Consider the following 21016-nt stretch of genomic DNA (forward strand, 5'->3'; position numbering starts at 1 on the left):
CTTTCGATCTGCCTGGCGGATCATGAACGCAAGCTTCCAATGATCTGATTTCAATGGCTTCCGACGCCGCGGCGAGCCTGCTCGGGCGGCGTCTCTCCAGGAGAAAAGCATGCAACGCTATTCCGGATTCGGTCTGGTCAAGCACGCGCTGAACCATCACGAAAACTGGCAGCGCCAGTGGCGCAATCCTACGCCGAAGAAACAATACGATATCGTCATCGTCGGCGGTGGCGGCCACGGGCTGGCTACCGCCTACTATCTGGCCAAGGTCCACAACATCACCAATGTCGCGGTGATCGAGAAAGGCTGGCTGGGTGGCGGCAACACCGCTCGCAACACCACGATCGTGCGCTCCAACTACCTGTGGGACGAAGCGGCCGCGCTGTTCGAACACTCCATGAAGCTGTGGGAAGGACTCTCCCAGGACATCAACTACAACGTGATGTTCTCGCAGCGCGGCGTGCTCAACCTCGGCCACACGCTGCAGGACATGCGCGACATCCAGCGCCGCGTCAACGCCAACCGCCTGAACGGGATCGATGGCGAAGTCCTCGATGCCAAGGGGGTCCAGGAGATCGTGCCGATCCTCGACTGCTCGAGCCGGGCCCGCTATCCGGTCCTCGGCGCTTCCTGGCAACCGCGCGGCGGCGTGGCGCGTCATGACGCCGTGGCCTGGGGCTACGCGCGGGCGGCGGACGCACTCGGCGTGGACCTGCTGCAGAACACCGAAGTCACCGGTTTCAAGATCCGTGACGGCCGTGTCCATGGCGTTCACACCAATCGCGGCGACATCGAAGCGAAGACGGTGGGCTGCGTCGCCGCCGGCAATTCCGGCGTGCTCGCCAAGATGGCCGGCTTCAAGCTCCCGCTCGAGTCGCACCCGTTGCAGGCGCTGGTCTCCGAGCCGCTGAAGCCGGTGCTGGATACGGTGGTCATGTCCAACCATGTGCATGGCTACATCAGCCAGTCGGACAAGGGCGATCTGGTCATCGGTGCCGGCATCGACGGCTACGTGGGTTATGGCCAGCGCGGCAGCTACCCCACCGTCGAGCATACCCTGCAGGCAATCGTCGAGATGTTCCCGATCTTCTCCCGCGTGCGCATGAACCGCCAGTGGGGCGGCATCGTCGACACCTGCCCCGACGCCAGTCCGATTCTCTCGGCCACGCCGGTCAAGGGCATGTTCTTCAACTGCGGCTGGGGCACCGGCGGCTTCAAGGCCACGCCGGGCTCCGGCCATGTCTTCGCGGCGACGCTGGCCAAGGGCGAAGCGCATCCGCTGGCCGCACCGTTCTCGATCGACCGCTTCCACACCGGCGCCCTGGTGGACGAACACGGCGCCGCTGGCGTCGCCCACTGAGGAGGACTCTTTCATGTTCCATATCTACTGCCCTTACTGCGAAGAGCATCGCGAAGAGGAAGAGTTCCATCCGCGTGGCCAGGCTCATCTGCAGCGCCCCGCCGACCCGGAGAACTGTTCCGATGAACAATGGGGCGACTACCTGTTCTTCCGTGACAACCCCCGCGGTATCCATCACGAGCTGTGGGTGCATTCCGTCGGCTGCCGCAAGTTCTTCAACATCACGCGGCATACCGCGAACTACGAGATTCTCGAAACCTACAAGATGGGCGAGCGCCCCTCGATCACTGCCGAAACACTGGCCGCCGACGAACGCCAGTCCGGCGTTCAGGCCGCGTCCGGCGGCTGGCAGACGGTCGGCGCGCGCCCTGAAGACGAAGCGTTGAACACGGAGGCACGGGCATGACGCAGATCCATCGATCCAACCGCAGCGGTCGCATCGATCGCTCCCGCGAACTCTCCTTCACGTTCAACGGCAAGCGCTACACGGGCTACGCCGGCGATACGCTGGCCTCGGCCCTGCTGGCCAACGGCGTCGATATCGTCAACCGCAGCTTCAAGTATTCGCGGCCGCGAGGCGTCGTCGCCGCTGGCCCGGAAGAGCCCAATGCCGTCGTGCAACTGGGCGCCAGCGAAGCGGCCCAGGTGCCCAACGTCCGCGCCACCCAGCAGGCGCTCTACGAAGGGCTGGTCGCTCGCAGCACCAACGGCTGGCCGAACGTGCAGCGCGACATGATGGGGATAATCGGCAAGCTGGGCGGCAGCTTCATGCCGCCGGGGTTCTACTACAAGACCTTCATGGCGCCGGCCTCGATGTGGATGACCTACGAGAAGTACATCCGCAAGAGCGCCGGTCTGGGGCGCAGCCCGCTCGAATCCGATCCGGACATCTACGACCACCTCAACCAGCATTGCGACGTGCTGATCATCGGCGGCGGTGCCGCCGGTCTGATGGCGGCCCGTATCGCTGCCGACAGCGGCGCCCGGGTCATGCTCTGCGACGAGCAGGAGGAACTGGGCGGTTCGCTGCTGGACAGCCGCGAGACGCTCGACGGCCTGCCGGCGCCGGAATGGGTATCGCAAGTGGTCACCGAGCTGGCGGGAAGAGAGAACGTCGAGCTGCTGCCACGAACGACCGCCAACGGCTATCACGATCACAACTTCGTCACGCTCCATGAGCGTCGCACCGAACATCTCTGGGATACCGCCCCCGCCGTGAACCGTCGCCCGCAGGCGCGCTCCCGCCTGCATCGCGTGCGCGCCCGGCAGGTCATCCTGGCAACGGGGACCCACGAGCGCCCGCTGGTCTACGGCAACAACGACGTTCCCGGCAACATGGTCGCCGGTGCGGTGTCGACCTACATTCGACGTTTCGGCGTCGTGCCCGGCCACAAGCTGGTGCTGTCGGTCAGCAACGATCACGCTTATCGCACGGCGCTGGACTGGCACGAGTCCGGTCGTGAAGTGGTGGCGATCGTCGATGCTCGCGCCACGTCTCAGGGTGAACTGGCCGAACAGGCCCGCGCCCTGGGGATCCGGATCATCAACCAGAGCGCCGTCATCGAGGCCAAGGGCAGCGATCGCGTCACGGCGGCTCGCATCGCCAGGGTCGATCTGGACGCGTTCTGCGTTCTCGGTCACGAAGAGACGCTGAGCTGCGACACCATCGCCAGCTCCGGCGGCTACAGCCCCGTCATCCACCTCTCTTCCCATACCGGAACCCGGCCCGTATGGCGCGACGACGTGCTGGGCTTCGTGCCTGGCGACGTCAAGGGCATGACATCGGTGGGCGGCGTTCACGGCGTCTTCGCCCTGAAGGCGGTGCTCGAGCACGCCACCGAAGGGGCTCGCCGCGCGCTGGATGCCATCGGGTTCGATAGCGCCTCGTCCGTGACCGGGCTGCCTGACGTCGCCGAACGGCGCGAGGAACCCGCCTGCGCGCTCTTCCAGGTGCCTCACGTGAAGTCGGCGATGCGAGCCCCCAAGCAGTTCGTCGATCTCCAGAACGATGTCACTGCCGCGGGTATCGAACTGGCCACGCGTGAAGGGTTCGAATCGATCGAGCACGTCAAGCGCTATACCGCGCTGGGCTTCGGCACCGATCAGGGGAAACTCGGCAACATCAATGGCATGGCGATCGCCGCGCGCTGCCTGAAGCGTTCGATCCCTGAAGTCGGCACCACCGTCTTCCGGCCCAATTACACGCCGGTGACGTTCGGCGCCATCGTTGGCCGCCACTGCCGGGAGCTGTTCGACCCCGAGCGCTACACCGCCCTGCACGCCTGGCATGTCGAGCATGGTGCGGAGTTCGAGGACGTGGGCCAGTGGAAGCGGCCCTGGTACTTTCCACAAGTACGCGCCGGGGCCGTCAACGGCGAACGCGAGAGCATGGCAGAAGCGGTGGCCCGCGAGTGCCTGGCGGTACGCGAGAAAGTCGGCATCCTCGACGCTTCCACGCTCGGCAAGATCGATATCCAGGGGCCGGATGCGCGAGAATTCCTGGGCCGGGTGTACACCAACAAGTGGGCCAAGCTGACACCTGGCCGCGTGCGTTACGGCCTGATGTGCAAAGACGACGGCATGTTGATGGACGATGGCACCACCAGTTGCCTGGCCGAGAACCACTTCCTGATGACCACCACCACCGGTGGTGCGGCCGGAGTGATGGAGTGGCTGGAGCTGTGGCACCAGACGGAGTGGCCGGAACTCGAAGTCTACTTCACCTCGGTGACCGACCACTGGGCGACCATGACCGTCACCGGGCCGGAAGCGCGCAAGCTGATGTCGGAGGTGACCGACATCGATCTTTCCCCGGATCAGTTCAAGTTCATGGACTGGCGCGAAGGTAACGTTGCCGGCATTCCGGCCCGCGTGTTCCGGATCTCCTTCACCGGCGAGCTCGCCTACGAGATCAACGTCCAGGCCAACTATGCGATGCCGGTCTGGAAAGCTCTGTTCGAGAAAGGCGAGAAATACGGGCTGACCCCCTACGGCACCGAGACCATGCATGTGCTGCGCGCCGAGAAAGGCCTGATCATCGTCGGCCAGGACACCGACGGTTCGGTCACCCCGGAAGATCTGGGCATGCAGTGGGCGGTGGGCTACGACAAGCCGTTCTCCTGGATCGGCAAACGCGCCCTGACCCGACCTGACACGGCACGGACCGACCGCAAGCAGCTCGTCGGCCTCAAGCCCAGGGATCCCGAGGTCGTGCTGGAGGAAGGCGCGCAGATCGTCTTCGATCCCGAGCAGCGCATCCCGATGACCATGGTCGGCCACGTCACCTCCAGCTACTACAGTCCCAATCTTGGCCACGGGTTTGCCCTCGCCGTCATCAAGGGCGGTCGCGATCGTCTGGGTCAGACGGTCTATCTGCCAATGAAAGATGGCGTCGTGCACGAAGCGGAAATCGTCAGCCCGGTGTTTATCGATCCCAAAGGAGAACGTCAGAATGTCTGAGATTCGTGAATTCGACTGCCGGCCGAACGATCAGACCGGTGCAGAGTCGCCCCTCGCCTGGTCGTTCCAGCGCGGCCCGGGGCCCGTCGCGGACGCGCAGGCCGGGGTGACGCTGCGGGAATCCGCCTTCATGGGCCACCTGATTCTGCGCGGCGGCGCCATCGTCCTGGATGAAGCCGTGCGCGAGGTGCTGGGCATCAACCTGCCGGCGCGGCCCAATACCCTGACCCTGGATGCCAAGGGCGAGCGTTCGATCCAGTGGCTATCGCCGGACGAATGGCTGATCGTGGTCCCCGGCGGCGAAGAGTTCGTGTTGGAGAAAGCGCTTCGCCATGCACTGGGGCAAGCACACTTCAGCCTCGTCAACGTCAGTGGCGGCCAGACCGTGATCACCTTGCGCGGCCCCAAGGCACGCGAGACGCTGAAGAAATCGACGCCCTACGACGTTCATCCGTCGGCATTCCCGGTCGGCAAGGGCGTCACCACGATCTTCGCCAAGACCTCCATCACCTTGCGCCAACCCCAGGTGGACTGCTGGGAGCTCATCGTGCGCCGCAGTTTTGCCGACTACCTCTACCGATGGCTCCTCGATGCCGCCGCGGAGTTCGGTGTGACGGTCGAGCATCGATGAGACAGAAGGCCGATGTGCAATCGGCCTTCCTTTACCCAGAGAGCCCCGTCAGTGGAGAACAATAAAGCGATGAACAACAAATCGACGAACAACAACTGGATCCTCACCGCCCAGTGCCCCAGCCGCCTAGGCACCATCGATGTCGTGACGCGCTTTCTCAAAGAGTCACGCTGCTATGTCAATGAAATCAGCTCGTTCAACGACGCACCAGCCGAACGCTTCTTCATCCGCGTGGCCTTCCAGCCGGACAGGACGCTGACGTTCGACAAGGACCGCTTTGCGGAATCCTTTGCGGCGAGAGCGCAGGAGTTCGACATGACGTTCGAGCTCAGCTCCAGTGCCGAGCGAATGAAGACCGTCATCCTCGTTTCCAAGGCGGATCACTGCCTCAACGATCTGCTCTATCGCTATCGGACCGGCCAACTGGCGCTCGACGTCAAGGCCATCGTGTCCAACCACCCGGACCTGGAACCGCTCGCCAGGTGGCACAACATTCCGTACCACTACCTGCCGGTCACCCCCGAGACCAAGGCGACACAGGAAGCGCAGATTCGAGCGGTGATCGATGACATGGACGCTGACCTGATCGTTCTCGCCCGATACATGCAGGTGCTTTCACCGCAGCTCTGTGACGCCCTGAATGGGCGCGCCATCAATATCCATCACTCGCTTCTCCCCGGCTTCAAAGGCGCCCGGCCCTATCACCAGGCGTATGAAAAAGGGGTAAAGCTGGTCGGCGCCACGGCGCACTATATCAATAACGATCTCGACGAAGGCCCGATCATCGCCCAGGGTGTCGAATCGGTGGATCACGCCTACTTTCCGGAAGATCTGGTCAACAAGGGCCGGGACATCGAGTGTCTTACGCTGGCGCGCGCGATCCAGTACCACACCGAAAGACGCGTTTTCCTCCATGCCCAAAAGACCGTCATTCTCAGCAAGTGACAGCACTCGTCATGGAAGATGACTGAAAGACGATCGGTGCCTCTGAATTCGATACTTCTTGTCCCTGTGCCATAACTCGAATACTGTACACAAATACAGTATTCGAGACGGATCACAGAGTCGCCGCATGGAACTGATCGACAAGCTTTCCATCCTCGCCGATGCCGCCAAGTATGACGCTTCCTGCGCCAGCAGCGGCGCACCCAAGCGCTCGTCACGGGGCAAGGCGGGGCTCGGGTCGTCATCCGGCATGGGGATCTGTCACAGTTTTACCCCGGACGGGCGCTGCGTCTCGCTGCTCAAGGTGCTGCTGACCAACTTCTGCCTGTTCGATTGCCAGTACTGTGTCAATCGACGCTCGAGCAACGTGCCGCGGGCGCGCTTCACGCCGGAAGAAGTCGTCCGATTGACGCTATCGTTCTACCGCCGCAACACCATCAGCGGGCTTTTCCTGAGCTCCGGCATCATTCGCTCCAGCGACTACACCATGGAGCAGCTGATTCGCGTGGCCAGGCTGCTGCGCGAAACGCACCAGTTTCGCGGCTATATCCATCTCAAGGCGATTCCGGAAGCGGATCCCAGACTGCTCGAGGAGGCCGGACGCTACGCCGACCGGCTAAGCGCCAACATCGAGCTGCCGACGCTGACCAGCCTGAAGACGCTGGCCCCGGAAAAAGAGCTCGGCACCATCCACGCCGCGATGGGCCACATTCGCCAGGGAATCGACGCCACCAACGACGACATCGCGCGAGATGCCAGGCACCTGCCGCGCAGCGCCAATCCGAAGCGCATGGCGCCGCGCTACGCGCCTGGCGGCCAGAGCACGCAGATGATCGTCGGCGCGGATGCCACCGACGACCGCACGATCCTCCAGTCCGCCCAGCATCTCTACCGGGATTTCCGTCTCAAGCGCGTCTATTACTCGGCGTTCAGTCCGATTCCCGAACGCCCTGCCGGGCTGCCCCAGGCTGCGCCGCCGCTGCAGCGGGAGCATCGGCTGTATCAGGCCGACTTTCTGATCCGCAGCTACGGCTTTCAGGCCGAGGAGCTGCTGAACGCACCGGGCAATCTGGATCTGGAGATCGATCCCAAACTGGCCTGGGCGCTGGCCCATCGCAATGACTTCCCGGTGGATCTCAACCGAGCCGAACCGGCCATGATCGCCCGCGTTCCCGGCATCGGCTTGCGCAGCGTACAGCGGCTGGTCGACCTGCGACGGTTGCGGCGCATTCGCTATCAGGACCTGGTGGCGCTGCGCTGCCGGCTGGACACCCTGCGGCCTTTCGTGGTGACGCAGGACTACCGCCCCACCGATACCGATCGAGACAGCACCCGGCTGCGTCAGAACCTGACAGCGCCGCAGCCGGCCCAGATGGCGTTGTGGTAGCGCCAAATCGATATCGGAGATAGCACGAAGGAGAGCTCGCCATGCACCGAGTCTCAATGCCTCTGGCGTCATGCGTTGCCTGGGCCAGCGATTTCGATGAATGGCGACAGCAGGCGCGCCAGTTGCTCCAGGCTGGCATCCCGCCGTCCCGCGTGACCTGGCACGATGGCGAGGCGCGCCACGACGACCTGTTCGCTTCACCGGCGGTATCCGAACTACCGCCTGGCCCGGGGGACATCTCGACACCGATAAGCATCGGTCGCGACCAGTTGGCGCTGCTTCGCAACGCTGACCGCTATCGCCCCCGCGGGAGCGAACAGCCACGCTGGCCGTTGCTGTATCGGGTTCTGTGGCGAGTGGTTCAGGGCGATGTGACGGCGATGCATCCCGCCGATGAGGATGGCCGCGTGCTGCACCAGCGCTGGCATGCGATCAAGCGGGAAGCGCATCACATGCACGCCTTCCTGCGGTTTCATCGCTGCGACGACGCGCATGGTGAACGCTATGTCGCCTGGTTCGAGCCCGCGCACGACGTCCTCGACCTAGGCGCGGAGCACTTTGCCGATCGCATGGGCGGCTCGCGCTGGATCATCGCCACGCCGGAAGGTGGCGTCAGCTGGGATGGCACGACCCTCGACTACCGCGTCCCCTGCCCCGGGAACTGGACCCATGAAGCACGGGCGGCCGCCAATCGTTCCAATGCCGACGAAGAACATGCTCTCTGGCGGACCTATTTCGTCAGCACGTTCAACCCGGCGCGCCTCAACCACAAGGTGATGACCCAGCACATGCCACAGCGCTTCTGGCGTCATCTCAGCGAAGGCGACCTGATCCCGGCAATGGAAGCAAAGGCGCGCCACGGCGGCCAGCGCCTGGCGCAGGAGACGAGCGTAGGTCAGCGCCAGGGGAAGACGCTGAGTGTAAAGCTGCCCGCCGACGCCACCCGCCTCCCTGGCCATCAACGAGATGACACGCCAACCGATTGATATGGCGAAATGCCACCTCAATTAGCGCTTTCTTATTCAATCCATTTCTCGAACTTGCCGCATATTGGCGGCGTTTCGCTGGTCGATAGCGACCCGCTGGGCGCTGTTTCCTGTCGCCATCCTGCCATGGGATAGCGGCGGGCCAGCGGTGAGCGTTCGCTCGCCTCGAAACGATGACCGCAGCCATGGAGGCTCGGTCCCACCCTCCGCAACGATGGATGTTACGGCTACGTCATCGCAGGACGCATCGACACGACACTCGTCATGAGATGCCTACATGAATGCCTCCTTCTTGATCGATTACCGCCTGTCCAGCGAATGGAACGGGGGTTTTACGCTCGAAATCTATCTGACCTACCAGGGTTGGGAACCGCTCGATGGCTACCAGCTCGATTTCGGCCTCGATGCCGAGCTGAATACGCTCTGGGGCGCCGACCGCTACGAGACGACGCAAACCGGTTACCGGATCGAGGACGACGGCCAGCTCGTTCCCGGCGAGACGGTACGCATCAAGCTAAAGGCACTGGGCGACGACACGGTGATGCCCCTATCCCCTTCGGTAAACGGCGTGGCCGCCTCGCTGACCGAAGGCGCCCGGCTGCTGACCGAAGCGCTTACGCCGCCCGATCTGCTGGGTGACGACTATTCGTTCGTCGACAACGCCATCACGGTGGATGACGGCATCGACGCCGCCACGCTCAATGCGCTCATCGCCGCCGCGCCGGAAGGCGCCACGATCCATCTCGCGGCCGGGCGCTACCTGTTCGACGAATCGCTTGTCATCGAACGCTCCGATATCACTCTGACGGGCGCCGGTTCGGACGACACCACCCTGGTATTTACCCGGCAGGCGCTGGAAAGCGATACGAAAAATGCCATCCGCATCAGCGGAGACGAGGGCGAAACCGTCGCCAGACTCGCCAGTGATGTTCAGCAGGGCGATCCCCGACTCACCCTGAGCGAAGGACACGGCCTCGCGGTCGGCGACACGATCCGGCTGGCCCAATCGAATGACGTCGCGTTCCTCGACGCCATCGGCGACAGCGAATGGCGGGAGATGGATTCACCGCTGCGCACCAGCATGGCCCAGATCGTGGCGGTCGACGGCAACGAGATCGTGCTGGATCGCGGCGTACATTTCGACCTCGACGCCGGGGTGACGGAAGTCGACAGGATCGAACCGCTGACGGACGTTCGGCTCGAAGGGCTGACCGTGGCATTTACCCTGGGCGAGGCCGACAGCAGCAACTTCAGCAATACGCTGCCGGCGCTATCCCGCTATCACGCGGTGGAGTTCAACGCCACGGTGGGCGCGGCAATGAAGGATGTCGCCGTCGTCGATGGCCCCTCGGTCGCGTTCGAATTCAGCCGCTCGCTGGATCTCGATGTGCAGGAGATCACGGCCAGTGGCAGCTTCAACAAGGGCAGTGACGGCAACGGCTACGCCTACGAGCTGCGGGAGAGCTACGACGGTCAGTTCAGCGGCCTGGAGGATAGCGGCATGCGCCACGGCGTGCTGTTTGCCTCCTGGTACTCCTCGGTCGGCAACGAGATACGCGTCACCTCGACCGACCGCGACATCAACTTCCACGGCGGCCGCGATCACGGCAACAGCGTCCACGTCGAACAGTCGATTCGAGATGCCGGCAACGACAAGATGTCGACGACGGTCTGGATCAACGAAGGCGAGACCTTCGGCGCGCCGACGGACGCGGATGCCAACCTCGTCACCTTCGACTACGTCATCGGTTCGCGCCGCGACGATATCATCCATGCCAGCGACGACGGCGCTTACCTCGATGGCGCGCTGGGCAACGACACTCTAATCGGCGGCAGCGGCGACGACATTCTCGGCGGCGGTGGCGGATGGGGGACCAACCGGCTCGAGGGCGGCGCGGGAGACGACACCGCGCTCTTCACCGGCGAGCTGTCTGACTACGACATCGAGCGTCTCGCCAGCGGCGAATGGTACGTCGCCGGTAACGGAACGCGAGACACGCTCGCCGATATCGAACGCGCCCTGTTCGCCGACGGGCAGCTGCTGGATCTGGCGACCGGCGCGGTCAGCCAGGTCGATGCAAGGGCCGATGTCGCTCCCGAGGCGTACTGGGCCAGCCGGGAGAGCCTCGATATCACGGATACCGCGGATCCCAGCTCTCTTCACGCCTCGTTCGACGTCGTCAGCCGCTGGTCCAGCGGGTACGTCATGGGTGTCACGATCACCAACAACGGCGACGCGGCCGTGGAGGTCGATAATGTTGCGCTGAACCTGGCGAGCGATGTGCATGCGTTCTATGGCGCCAGCCTCGCCTCGCGGCAGGGCGACGACTACTTGGTTGATGTCACCAGTCGTTCGCTCGAAGCCGGCGAGTCCATGCGCTTCTCGTTCAAGGCCTATGCGGATACCAGCGACATCCCGCGGGACATCCTTCTGAATGGAGCGTCGGTCACGATCGACGAGGGATCGCTACCGGATGGCAGCCGTCTCGCCAGCGCGCTCGTCGATGCCGATCGCACCATCACGGCTTCCGGTGACGAAACGCTGACCGGCGGCAGCGGCAACGACACCCTGATCGGCAGTGCCGGAGACAACGTGTTGATGGGCAGCCTGGGCGCCGATCGGCTCGAGGGCGGCGGCGGCCAGGATCGGTTCGTGTGGCAGGCAGCGACGGAGTCGACGCCGCTGTCGATCGATGAGATCGTCGATTTCGGCGACGACGATCTGATCGACCTCTCCTCGCTGGACGCCGACACCACCCAGGCGGGCCGCCAGGCGTTCCAGTGGCTGGGGGCGGAAAGCTTTACCGGCGACGCCGGCCAGCTTCGCTACGCCGACGACCAGTTGCAGGGCGACATCAACGGCGACGGGCTCTCCGACCTGGTCATCGGCGTGCAGAACCTGAACCCGATGGATGGTGGACTCCTGATCCTGAGCTGAGCGTTCATTCTTTTTACTGCCCTTCTGCCCTTCCCGCCTGAAACTCCGGCGCCGCATGCCCCGTTAATGCGGCGCCGGATCTTTTTCACCATACGAAACCAAAGCGCTACATAGCGTATCCCTATCGTGCCCTGGAACTGCGTAGGATGCCGTCGCCAATTGATCCAGATCAACAAAAGGGGAACCACATGATTCGTGTCGATAACGATGTCACTGCCGAGGAACTCGAGCAGATCATCAATGAAGAGGCCAATCGCGACGAAACGGTCAAACTGGAGGCCGGTGAATATCGCTTCGACCATGCCCTGACCATTACCCGTTCCGATGTCTCCCTGGTCGGCGAAGGCAGCGACGATACGCGGCTGACCTTCACCGACGCCGCACTGGAGGACAACGACGACAATGCCATTCTGGTCAGCGGCGAGAAGGCAGACACGATCGGCAAGATCGAATCCGACGTCGACGAAGGCGAGAACGTACTCAAGCTGGACGATGCCGGCGCACTGGCGGCGGGCGACACGATTCGCATCGCGCAGGACAACGATACCGAGTTTCTCGACGAGATCGACGATCATGACTGGCGCGAACTGGACTCGCCGCTGCGAACGAGCATGGCGAAAGTGACCGACGTCGATGGCGACTACGTCACGCTGGACCGCGGCGTTCATTTCGACTTCGATCATCACGAGGCCGAAGTCACCCGGATCGACAGCGCCGATGATGTCTCGCTGCGCGGCTTTTCGGTCGGCTTCGAACTGGGCGAGCCCGATGACGACGAGTTCAGCAACGAACTCGACGACCTCACCGGCTATCACGCCATCGAGTATGCCGACACGACAGACGGCGAGCTCGACGATGTCGCCGTGATCGACGGCCCCTCGACCGCCTTCGAATTCTCGCGCTCGCTGGACATGGATGCCGACTCCCTGACCGCCGAGGGCAGCTTCAACAAGGGGTCCGGCGGCAACGGCTACGCCTTCGAACTGCGCGAGAGCTACGATGGCACCTTCGACGATCTGAGCGACAGCGGCATGCGTCATGGCCTGCTGTTCGCCTCCTGGCACTCCTCGGTGGGCAATGACGTCGAAGTCACCCGAACCGATCGCGACATCAATTTCCACGGCGGCCGCGATCACGACAATCGCGTTCACGTCCAGCATTCGGTCCGCGACCCGGACAACGACAAGATCTCCTCCACGCTATGGGTCAACGAAGGCGAGTCCTTCGGCGCCCCCACCGACATGTCGACCAACGATGTCACCTTCGACGATGTCGTCGGCTCGCGTCGAGACGACATCGTGCGCGGCAGCGACGATGGGGTGACACTCTTCGGCGGTACGGGCAGCGATACGCTCTTCGGCGGTGATGGCGATGACGTTCTCGCGCCCGGCAGCGGCTGGGGGCAAGACTGGCTCGATGGTGGCGATGGCCATGACATCGCCCGGATGGAGGGCAACCGCAACGACTATGCCGTCGACCGGCACGACGATCGGGTGACCGTCGACGGCAACGGCATCGAGGCGACACTGGTGGGCATCCAGGAACTCATCTTCGACGACGGCGGCCTGTCGCTCTAGTCAGACCGCCGGTCATGCCGTCAGGGCGTGTCGATCCTGGCCACGGCGTCACGACTGGCCAGCTCGCGCTCGTCGCCGGTCAGTTCGCGCAGCTGGCCATCGCGCATCTCCAGCAGCCGGTCGGCGTGGGCGAAATAGTGATCGTCGTGGCTGATCGCGAAGACCGTGATGCCGAGTTCGCGAAAACGCGGCATCAGCTCGCGGTAGAAGGCGCGGCGGAACTGCGGATCCTGATCCGCGGCCCACTCGTCCAGCAGCAGGATCTGGCGCTGTTCGACCAGCGCCATCAGCAGCGCCAGACGCTTGCGCTGGCCCTGGGAGAGTTCGGTATCGAGGATTCGGCCATCCTCGAGCTGCAGCTTGCGCGCGAGCTGCAGCGTCTGTAGCCAGTTGTCCAGCAGTGCGGGATCGGCGCTGCCGCCATGCGGTCCCATCAGCCGATCGAACTGATGAAAATCGGTGTAGACCGCGGAAAAGCGCTGCCGGTAGCGATGCCACCCCGCTTCATCAATGGCCTCGTCATCGATACGGATCTCGCCCGAGTGCGGGCGGTAGAGCCCGGTCAGGAGCTTGGCCAGCGTCGACTTGCCGCTGCCGTTGCCGCCGATCAGGTAGACCTGCTCGCCACGCTCCAGGCGCAGATTGATCGGGCCTATTTCGAAACCCACGCGCGCAAAGCCCTCGCGGCCGGTCTTGGCCGGATAGCGATAGGTGATGTCGCGCAGCTCCAGCGACTGCCACTCGCTGTGCGTCTCGACCAGATCGAAATCGGCACGGTACTCGGCCAGCTCCAGCTCGCGCAGCCTGTCGAAGGAGACCTGAGCGGTGATCAGCGTCGGCGTCGCGCCGACGGCCTGGATCAGCGGCGAGCGCAGAAACAGCAGGGTCAGCGAGAACGTCGCCGCCACGGCGGTATTCGACCAGCCCAGACCGTTGGCCAGGAAGAACACCAGGCCGATGGCCCCCAGCATCATGATGTTGGTCCAGTTGCCCGCGCTCAGGTGGTAGGTGTCGGCGCGAATGATGTGATCGCGATAGGTGCGGGCATTGTCACCGTAGACCTCTTCCAGCAGGTGCCGGGCGCGGTCGCGGTTGAGCGCCAGCTCCTTGCGCCCGTGAATGATCGTCTCGTAGTCCTGGTAGAGCCGGCTGTCGGTGGTGCGGGTAATATGAATGTGGTGATAAACCTTCGATACCAGCCACCAGCCGACCAGCATGGTCACGGCAATCCAGATCGCCGTGATCAGCAGCAGCGGCGGCGAGAGCCAGAACAGGTAGGCGACGGAAGCCAGCGTGATGACGACGCCCTGCACCAGTTCCGGCAGCCGGACGAAGGCGATGGTCACGTTGCGGATGTCGCTGGAAAGGCACGACAGCAGATGCGCGCTCCCGAGCTGCTCGAGACGTTCGATGTCGGTATCGAGGATGCGCTTGATCAGGCGGCCGCGTAAGCGGTAGACGAAATGGTGGCCCAGCGTCGTCAGCGCCAGCTGCGACCCCAGCGTGACCGCCAGCAGCAGCGCCACTAGCCCGATGAAAGGCAGCAACGCGGTCATCGCGGTGCCGTCGGTGACGATCAGGTAGTGGTTGATGAAGGCGATGACGCCGATCCCCAGCGCCGCGCTCAGCAGGCTGAGCAGCATGACGCCGATGAACGGCCATCGATAGTGACGAAAGACGACGCGCAGTAGTTCCATTCGGATTCCGTAGCCGGCGATTGGGCTCGCTCACGATCTCGGACATGGCATTCCGCCATGACACTTCCGACAGAAGCGGCAGCCGGAAAAGGCTTGTCAGACCCTTGAGCGAGAAGCACGGCGCCGATAGATGACCAGCTCACCGCAGGCGCGAATGATTCTGATCTTCACCCGTGAAGTCAAGCCGCCGGATGCAGACGACCGGAGGCGGACGACCGGGTCGGCTTCGATTCATTCGTCGTCGGAGAACATCATCTGAATTCGCGAGCGCAGCCAACGCTCGGCAGGGTCGTTGTCGTAGACGCTCTGCCACACCATGCTCAACGGCGACGGCGCACGCTCCAGCGGCATCTCGTCCACCCGCAACCCGCCCTGCGCGGCCAGCACGTCCGCGGCGTAATCCGGCACGGTGGCGACCATGTCGGTATCCCGCAACAGCGATGCCAGACTGTTGAACTGCGGGACGGCCAGCACGATGCGGCGCTTGCGCCCTTTCTCGGCGAGCAGGTCGTCGACATAGCCATTGAGATCGCCATCGAACGACACCAGCGCATGCGGCCGTTCGCAGTAGTCGTCGAGGGTCAACGCCCCGGGGCGGCTGTCCGCCCGCAGTACCTTGGCGCGGCTGTGGCGCAGGATCTTCTGCTTCGCATTGGCCGGCAGCTCCCGCGCATAGCCGGCGGCAACGGTCACTTCGCCGGTATTGAGCAACTGCGGCATCAGATGGAAATCGGCCCGCCGGACCACCAGCACGATGCCCGGCGCTTCGGTGCGCAGCCGCTTGAGCAGCGCCGGCAGCAGGGCGAATTCGATGTCGTCGCTCAGCCCGATTCGAAACACCGCCTCGCTGGTCTCGGGGTCGAAGTCGCTGGTACGACTGAGCACGTTGGAGATGGCATCGAGGGCGGGCTGCAGCTGTTCGTAGATCTGCTCGGCACGAGCGGTCGGCACCATCTGGCGGCCGGTTCTCACCAGCAACGGATCGTTGAAGACATCCCTGAGCCTGGCCAGGGAGGCGCTGGTGGCCGGCTGGCCCAGAAACAGTCGCTCCGCGGCCCGCGAGACGCTGCGCTCCTGCATCAGGGTCTCGAACACGACCAGCAGCTTGAAATCCACCCCGCGCAGGTCACTACGATTCATGCCTCTCCTCCCTTCGACGGCTGGCGGCCCCCGCTCGTTGCTCCCGGAGCCCGCCGACGACCGCCATCGCGGGCTCTGTATCGATCAGCGTTATAACCACTATCGATCCTTGAGCATAGTGTTTGCCTGTCATCGCCGATAGAGTCGGGGCAAGCTCTCGAACCATTGAGGTGCACGATGTCACGTGCGATACAGTTTCAACGTTTCGGCGATGCCGACGTTCTGGAAATCATCGAGCGCGCCGACCCGCACCCCGCAGCCGGGGAACTTCTGATCGAAACCGAGGCGCTCGGTCTCAACTGGTACGACATCCTGTGGCGGCGCAACATGGCGCCCACGGAGGCCAGGCTGCCGGCCGGCACGGGCAGCGAGATGGCCGGCAGAGTCATCGCCGTCGGCCCGGGCGTGACCGCGTTCTCGCCGGGAGACCGCGTCGCCTCGATCCCCGCGTTCGATCCCAACCAGTATACGGCACACGCCGAACGCGTGCTGCTGCCGGCCGAGGCGCTCATCGCCTACCCGGACTGCCTGACCCCGGCCGAAGCCAGCGTTCACTACGTTCCGTCGCTGATCAGCTGGCTGGGATTTTGCGAGGTCGCCGATCTCAAACCCGGCGAAACGGTGCTGATCACTGGCGCCTGTCATATCGGCGGCCCCTACGCCGTCCAGATCGCCCATGCGCTGGGCGCCCGGGTCATCACAGCGACACCGCACGAGTCGGCGATCGACTATCTCAAGTCTCTGGGCGCCGACGCGGTGATTCACACGGAAACCCAGGATCTCGTTACCCGGATCAACAAGCTGACCGATCACCATGGCGTCGATGTGGTGCTGGATGCGTTGGGCGGCCCCCAGATGAACCTGCTGGGCGACGTCATGGCACCCCGCGGGCGCCTGGTGCTCTACGGCTTGTTGGGAGGCAACCAGACCACGTTCCCGGCTCAGGCCGCCTTCCGCAAGAACATCCAGTTCCATGTGCACTGCCTCTCCAACTTCAGCGGCAAGCCGGAGCTGGGCATCCCCCAGAACCGGGAAGCACTGGATCGAGCCATTGCCGAGGTCGAGCGGATGACCCGGGCCGGCAAGATCAAGCCGCAGATCGACTACCGCTTCTCGTTCGAGGAGATGGTCGAGGCACATCGCTATCTGGAAACCTGCGCCAACCACCATGGACGCATCGTGGTCGAAATGGCCTGATCGGCAGGGGCACGTGGCGGTGATCGGCAAACGCGCATTGCCAGCCACCCGATGGATTGACGACAATACGGGCTTCCATTTTTGTCGCTCTCTCTCACCGCCCTCAGTCAGGCTAAAGGGCTTTAGGATATTCGATGCTTGCTCAACTGTTCGCGGTCATGGCACCAGTCCTGGTTGGAGCGAGCATCGGGTTCGGCTGGATTCGCCTGGGGTTGAGCTATCCCACCGAGTTCGTCACCAAGCTGGTATTCAACATCGGTACGCCGGCACTGGTCCTGGCCTCCCTCGCCAATGCCGAGGTCGACCCTCACACCTTCGGGCGCACCCTCGCCACGACTTTCGTGGTGCTCGCCGGCATGGCGGTAGCGAGTTTCGGTGTCGCCAGGCTGCTGGGCAAACCCTGGCAGGTGATCATCTCACCGATGATGTATCCCAATGCCGGCAACATGGGTTTGCCGGTTTCGCTTTACGCCTTCGGCAAGGAAGGATTCACCTTCGCCATGACGGCCTGGGTCGCCAATGCGCTGATCCAGTTCACCGTCGGCATGATGATGGCGACGCGCGGCAACCCCTGGAAGATGCTGGTCCGCAATCCCACGCTGTACAGCATCGCCATCTCGCTGGTGCTGCTGCTGTCCGGCGTCCATCTGCCGGCGTGGCTCGGCAATACCGTCCACCTTCTTTCCGGCCTGACCATCCCGCTGATGCTGATCACCCTGGGCGTCTCGCTGGCCAGCATCCAGGCCCGCAGCTTGTCTTCGGGATTTCTGTTCACGCTGTGCCGCGTGCCCATCGCGCTGGCCCTCTCGTTCGGCATCGCGGCGTGGTTCGGCCTGCCGCCAGTGGCCGCCAGCGCCGTGGCGCTCCAGATGAGCATGCCGGTCGCCGTCTACAACTACCTGTTCGCGCAACGTTCCCGTCGCGAACCGGAGTACGTCGCCAGTCTGGTTTTCTGCTCCACCGTGCTGGCCTTCGTGTACCTGCCGCTGGAACTGGCCTTCATGCTGTAGCGCCTCCCTGGCTTGCAAAAGCACAGTGAGCAACTACATTACAAAGTGTAATCTTTTAAAAATTAATGGATTACAGAGAGTTGCATGCATAGATAGTCACGTGCATAGATAGCTGCATGCACAGAAAGCTGCACGCCCAAGAAGCCGCAAGGCAAGGAGACACAGATGCAAAACCTGTCATGGAAGCAGACACTCGGCGTGGCCACGCTGGCAGCCGGCAGCGTGATGATGTCCCAGGCCGCCCTGGCGCAGGACAATACGGGCCCGCAAGGCCTCTATTCCGCCGATGAACTGATGGATGCAGACGTCTTCCTGTCCAGCCAACCGAATGAAGACATTGGCGACGTCGACGACATCCTGCTGGGCGAAGACATGAGCATCCAGGCCCTGGTCGTCGAAGCCGGTGGCGTACTCGACATGGGCGACAAGGACTTCGTGGTCCAGAAAGGCGACTTCACGGTCGAAACCAACAACGACGATAACCTCGACAACATCGAGTATCGCGTCGTTCTCGACATGGACGAAAGCGCGCTGAAGCAGCAGCCCGAATACGATAACGACTGGTGGCAACAGGCCAAGACGCAGGCCGCCAACGCCTGGGAAAACACCAAGCAGGGGGCTTCCAGTGCCTGGGAAGACACCAAGGCTGCCACCTCCGACCTTCTTGACGACGCCAGCGACGCGATCGACAACAACTGATCGCATCACGCTCTCTTGGAGCGTCGAACCGCTAGATGACTAGCACAAAAAAACCGCCGACTCGATGTCGGCGGTTTTTTCATGTGCGGGCCTGACAGGCCGCTGCACCCTGATACGATTACTGCTGCGGCTGCTGGACCATGCCCTTGACGCGCTGCATCAGCTGCGGATCCTGCTGGATGGCCTGGCCGATGGAGTTGAACTGCTCGACACTCATGCCGCTGTCCTGAACCGCCTGCACCATTTCGTCATTGGCCTGCTGACGAATCTCCTGTTGCTCGCTTTCGTCGGAGGCGTTCTGCAGCTGCTCGGTGTAATCCTGAGAGATCATCGCGATGTTCTGAGAGGCATCGGCGAACTGCTGCAACTGATCATCGGAAAAGTTCTGGGCAGGTGCCTGTGTCTGCGAACCGCTGCCGGCTGCGTTCTGGTCCTGCGCCATGGCTGGTACGCTGGCGAGACCGGTCGTCATCATTGCTGCCGCGAGAAATGCAGTGATCCTTTGCATGAATACCTCCAAGTACGATTTTATGCATGTGCTGTCATGGGATGCCACTCATGGCGGAGAGTTCCCCGCGGAAGTGTTTCTCGAGGAAATTTAATGTTTCCTTAAGAAACTTGAGCGCTATCTCCCAATCAGTCCGCCACTCATGGTAACCATTCGACGATAGCCTGAACACCGTCGCGGACCTTGCTCAGCGCCGGTAACGCCATGGGATCGTCATGGCGCTGCGGCTGCTGCGCCAGCAGCGTCTCGCCATCGAAGTCCACATAGGCCAGACGCACCGTGAGCTGGGCGGGATCGCAACCGAAGGCACTGCCCGGCAGCAACGCCACGCCGGTCTCAGCCAGCAGCCGTGCGGTCAGCTCGGCACTGGTGGTGATGCCCCGCCGAGCCAGCCCCTCGCGATGCGCCTCGAAATCGGGGAACAGGTAGAAGCCGCCATCGGGAAGATGAGTGCGAATGCCCGCTGCCTGCAGCCGAGTCGCACACCAGTGGCCGATCAGGCCCAGCCAGGCCCGCTGGCGATCGAGATATGCGGTCAATTCGGGCGTGACCCGATAGGCGACACAGGCAGCCTCCTGAACCGGGCTCGCAACGCTCGACCAAGTCTCCGAGGCGATGCCTAGCAGGCGCGAGACAATCTCGTTTCCCAGCGCTTCGGGCACGTGCATCACCCCCAGCCGCCACCCGCCCGCGCCACACCACTTCGACAGGCCGCTGGTGGTCACCGTGCCCTCGGGGTAGTCGAGCGCGAAGGCGCGATGAGATCCATCATGATCCAGTGGCCCGTAGATCTCGTCGGCCAGCACGATCACGCCATGGTGGCGTGCCACCTCGGCCAGCGCCTGCTGGCTGTCGGCCTCGGGCGATAACCCGGTGGGATTGCCGGGTGCATTGAGTATCAGCAATCGCGGGCGGCTGCCGCCTTCACGGCAATGCGCCTCGAGCTGTTCGGGCGTGATCTGCCAGCGCGTCTCGAAACTCGCTGCCAGCTTGACCGCGGTCTGCCCCGCCAGACGCGCCTGCGGCGCATAGGAGACCCAAGCCGGCGCGGGGATCAGGATTTCCGCCATCGGTAGCGCCTTGATCAAGGCGAACAGCAGCAACTTGCTGCCGGGGCCGATCAACACGCGCGAGGCCGACCACGACGTGCCGTCGATCTCGCGGTGGAAAGCCGCGACCTGCTTGCGCAGCGCCGGCAACCCCTGCACGGGAAGATACGCCTTCTGATCGGCGTGACGGGCCAGAGCCTCCACCGCAGGTGGATAGACCGGAAATGGCGATTGGCCGAAGCCGAACTTGATGACGCGCTCGCCTCGGGATTCCAGCAGTCGCGACTGTTCGTTGATCAACAAGGTATCGGATGCCGGCGTGGCGTTGAGGTCGTCGGCGTAGGCACGATTCAATAGGGCGGCAGCAAGCCCCTGACAAGCGGTCATGGCGGCGGGTTTCCTGGTTTGCATGAGTATCGGTTTGCATGAGCAT

General features: G+C 63.4%; 16 protein-coding genes. 12 read left to right on the plus strand and 4 right to left on the minus strand.

Features of this window, described 5'->3' with window-relative positions:
* Positions 1-109: 109 nt before the first annotated feature.
* The 9 genes from R3F72_RS00195 to R3F72_RS00235 all read left to right on the plus strand — a co-directional run bounded on the left by R3F72_RS00195 (position 110) and on the right by R3F72_RS00235 (position 13283).
* Positions 110-1360, plus strand: coding sequence for a sarcosine oxidase subunit beta family protein (locus tag R3F72_RS00195; RefSeq protein WP_071232621.1), 1251 nt, complete (start codon positions 110-112; stop codon positions 1358-1360).
* Between the two features lie 13 nt (positions 1361-1373).
* The gene (locus tag R3F72_RS00200; RefSeq protein ID WP_332778593.1) at positions 1374-1766 is read left to right on the plus strand and encodes a sarcosine oxidase subunit delta; all 393 of its coding nucleotides are present in this window, start codon (positions 1374-1376) and stop codon (positions 1764-1766) included.
* Positions 1763-4819, plus strand: coding sequence for a sarcosine oxidase subunit alpha family protein (locus R3F72_RS00205; RefSeq protein WP_332778594.1), 3057 nt, complete (start codon positions 1763-1765; stop codon positions 4817-4819). Before R3F72_RS00200 ends, R3F72_RS00205 begins: the two co-directional genes overlap by 4 nt.
* Positions 4812-5450, plus strand: a complete 639-nt coding sequence (locus R3F72_RS00210; protein ID WP_332778595.1) for a sarcosine oxidase subunit gamma — start codon at positions 4812-4814, stop codon at positions 5448-5450. The genes R3F72_RS00205 and R3F72_RS00210 overlap by 8 nt, the downstream gene beginning before the upstream one ends.
* A gap of 69 nt (positions 5451-5519) precedes the next feature.
* Entirely contained in the window at positions 5520-6395 is an 876-nt protein-coding gene (purU, locus tag R3F72_RS00215; RefSeq protein ID WP_276232223.1) for a formyltetrahydrofolate deformylase, read from the plus strand.
* 127 nt (positions 6396-6522) lie between these two features.
* Positions 6523-7782: a putative DNA modification/repair radical SAM protein gene (locus R3F72_RS00220; RefSeq protein ID WP_332778596.1), complete on the plus strand. Its 1260-nt coding sequence runs from the start codon at positions 6523-6525 to the stop codon at positions 7780-7782.
* Positions 7783-7823: 41 nt separating this feature from the next.
* Positions 7824-8768: a TIGR03915 family putative DNA repair protein gene (locus R3F72_RS00225; RefSeq protein WP_332778597.1), complete on the plus strand. Its 945-nt coding sequence runs from the start codon at positions 7824-7826 to the stop codon at positions 8766-8768.
* Positions 8769-9045: 277 nt separating this feature from the next.
* Positions 9046-11706, plus strand: coding sequence for a cellulose binding domain-containing protein (locus R3F72_RS00230; protein ID WP_332778598.1), 2661 nt, complete (start codon positions 9046-9048; stop codon positions 11704-11706).
* 188 nt (positions 11707-11894) lie between these two features.
* Complete coding sequence (locus R3F72_RS00235) at positions 11895-13283, plus strand: calcium-binding protein (RefSeq protein WP_332778599.1); 1389 nt, start codon at positions 11895-11897, stop codon at positions 13281-13283.
* A 20-nt stretch (positions 13284-13303) separates the two neighbouring features.
* On the opposite strand, the gene R3F72_RS00240 is transcribed toward R3F72_RS00235, so the two are convergent.
* Both R3F72_RS00240 and R3F72_RS00245 read right to left on the minus strand, forming a co-directional pair.
* Complete coding sequence (locus tag R3F72_RS00240; protein ID WP_332778600.1) at positions 13304-14980, minus strand: multidrug ABC transporter permease/ATP-binding protein; 1677 nt, start codon at positions 14978-14980, stop codon at positions 13304-13306.
* A 231-nt stretch (positions 14981-15211) separates the two neighbouring features.
* On the minus strand, positions 15212-16120 hold the full coding sequence (locus R3F72_RS00245; RefSeq protein WP_332778601.1) for a LysR family transcriptional regulator: 909 nt from the start codon (positions 16118-16120) through the stop codon (positions 15212-15214).
* Positions 16121-16297: 177 nt separating this feature from the next.
* On the opposite strand from R3F72_RS00245, the gene R3F72_RS00250 reads away from it, so the two are divergent.
* The 3 genes from R3F72_RS00250 (at position 16298) to R3F72_RS00260 (ending at position 19026) form a co-directional block, all read left to right on the plus strand.
* The gene (locus tag R3F72_RS00250) at positions 16298-17317 is read left to right on the plus strand and encodes a zinc-dependent alcohol dehydrogenase family protein (protein ID WP_322529186.1); all 1020 of its coding nucleotides are present in this window, start codon (positions 16298-16300) and stop codon (positions 17315-17317) included.
* A gap of 134 nt (positions 17318-17451) precedes the next feature.
* Positions 17452-18327: an AEC family transporter gene (locus R3F72_RS00255; RefSeq protein WP_087719266.1), complete on the plus strand. Its 876-nt coding sequence runs from the start codon at positions 17452-17454 to the stop codon at positions 18325-18327.
* Positions 18328-18492: 165 nt separating this feature from the next.
* Complete coding sequence (locus R3F72_RS00260; protein ID WP_332778602.1) at positions 18493-19026, plus strand: PRC-barrel domain containing protein; 534 nt, start codon at positions 18493-18495, stop codon at positions 19024-19026.
* A 118-nt stretch (positions 19027-19144) separates the two neighbouring features.
* Here the strand turns inward: R3F72_RS00260 and R3F72_RS00265 are convergent, their stop codons facing one another.
* Positions 19145-19534: a DUF4168 domain-containing protein gene (locus R3F72_RS00265; protein WP_087719264.1), complete on the minus strand. Its 390-nt coding sequence runs from the start codon at positions 19532-19534 to the stop codon at positions 19145-19147.
* 140 nt (positions 19535-19674) lie between these two features.
* Positions 19675-20970: a pyridoxal phosphate-dependent aminotransferase gene (locus R3F72_RS00270; protein WP_332778603.1), complete on the minus strand. Its 1296-nt coding sequence runs from the start codon at positions 20968-20970 to the stop codon at positions 19675-19677.
* Positions 20971-21016: the final 46 nt, after the last annotated feature.

Origin of the sequence: Salinicola sp. 4072, from assembly GCF_036663415.1 — a bacterium.
GTDB classification, from domain to species: Bacteria; Pseudomonadota; Gammaproteobacteria; order Pseudomonadales; family Halomonadaceae; genus Salinicola; species Salinicola salarius_A.

Excerpts from the sequence above, each read along its gene's own strand:
- R3F72_RS00195 (WP_071232621.1), top strand. The coding sequence starts at position 110 with ATGCAACGCTATTCCGGATTCGGTCTGGTCAAGCACGCGCTGAACCAT.
- R3F72_RS00200 (WP_332778593.1), top strand. The coding sequence starts at position 1,374 with ATGTTCCATATCTACTGCCCTTACTGCGAAGAGCATCGCGAAGAGGAA.
- R3F72_RS00205 (WP_332778594.1), top strand. The coding sequence starts at position 1,763 with ATGACGCAGATCCATCGATCCAACCGCAGCGGTCGCATCGATCGCTCC.
- R3F72_RS00210 (WP_332778595.1), top strand. The coding sequence starts at position 4,812 with ATGTCTGAGATTCGTGAATTCGACTGCCGGCCGAACGATCAGACCGGT.
- purU (WP_276232223.1), top strand. The coding sequence starts at position 5,520 with ATGAACAACAAATCGACGAACAACAACTGGATCCTCACCGCCCAGTGC.
- R3F72_RS00220 (WP_332778596.1), top strand. The coding sequence starts at position 6,523 with ATGGAACTGATCGACAAGCTTTCCATCCTCGCCGATGCCGCCAAGTAT.
- R3F72_RS00225 (WP_332778597.1), top strand. The coding sequence starts at position 7,824 with ATGCACCGAGTCTCAATGCCTCTGGCGTCATGCGTTGCCTGGGCCAGC.
- R3F72_RS00230 (WP_332778598.1), top strand. The coding sequence starts at position 9,046 with ATGAATGCCTCCTTCTTGATCGATTACCGCCTGTCCAGCGAATGGAAC.
- R3F72_RS00235 (WP_332778599.1), top strand. The coding sequence starts at position 11,895 with ATGATTCGTGTCGATAACGATGTCACTGCCGAGGAACTCGAGCAGATC.
- R3F72_RS00240 (WP_332778600.1), bottom strand. The coding sequence starts at position 14,980 with ATGGAACTACTGCGCGTCGTCTTTCGTCACTATCGATGGCCGTTCATC.
- R3F72_RS00245 (WP_332778601.1), bottom strand. The coding sequence starts at position 16,120 with ATGAATCGTAGTGACCTGCGCGGGGTGGATTTCAAGCTGCTGGTCGTG.
- R3F72_RS00250 (WP_322529186.1), top strand. The coding sequence starts at position 16,298 with ATGTCACGTGCGATACAGTTTCAACGTTTCGGCGATGCCGACGTTCTG.
- R3F72_RS00255 (WP_087719266.1), top strand. The coding sequence starts at position 17,452 with ATGCTTGCTCAACTGTTCGCGGTCATGGCACCAGTCCTGGTTGGAGCG.
- R3F72_RS00260 (WP_332778602.1), top strand. The coding sequence starts at position 18,493 with ATGCAAAACCTGTCATGGAAGCAGACACTCGGCGTGGCCACGCTGGCA.
- R3F72_RS00265 (WP_087719264.1), bottom strand. The coding sequence starts at position 19,534 with ATGCAAAGGATCACTGCATTTCTCGCGGCAGCAATGATGACGACCGGT.
- R3F72_RS00270 (WP_332778603.1), bottom strand. The coding sequence starts at position 20,970 with ATGACCGCTTGTCAGGGGCTTGCTGCCGCCCTATTGAATCGTGCCTAC.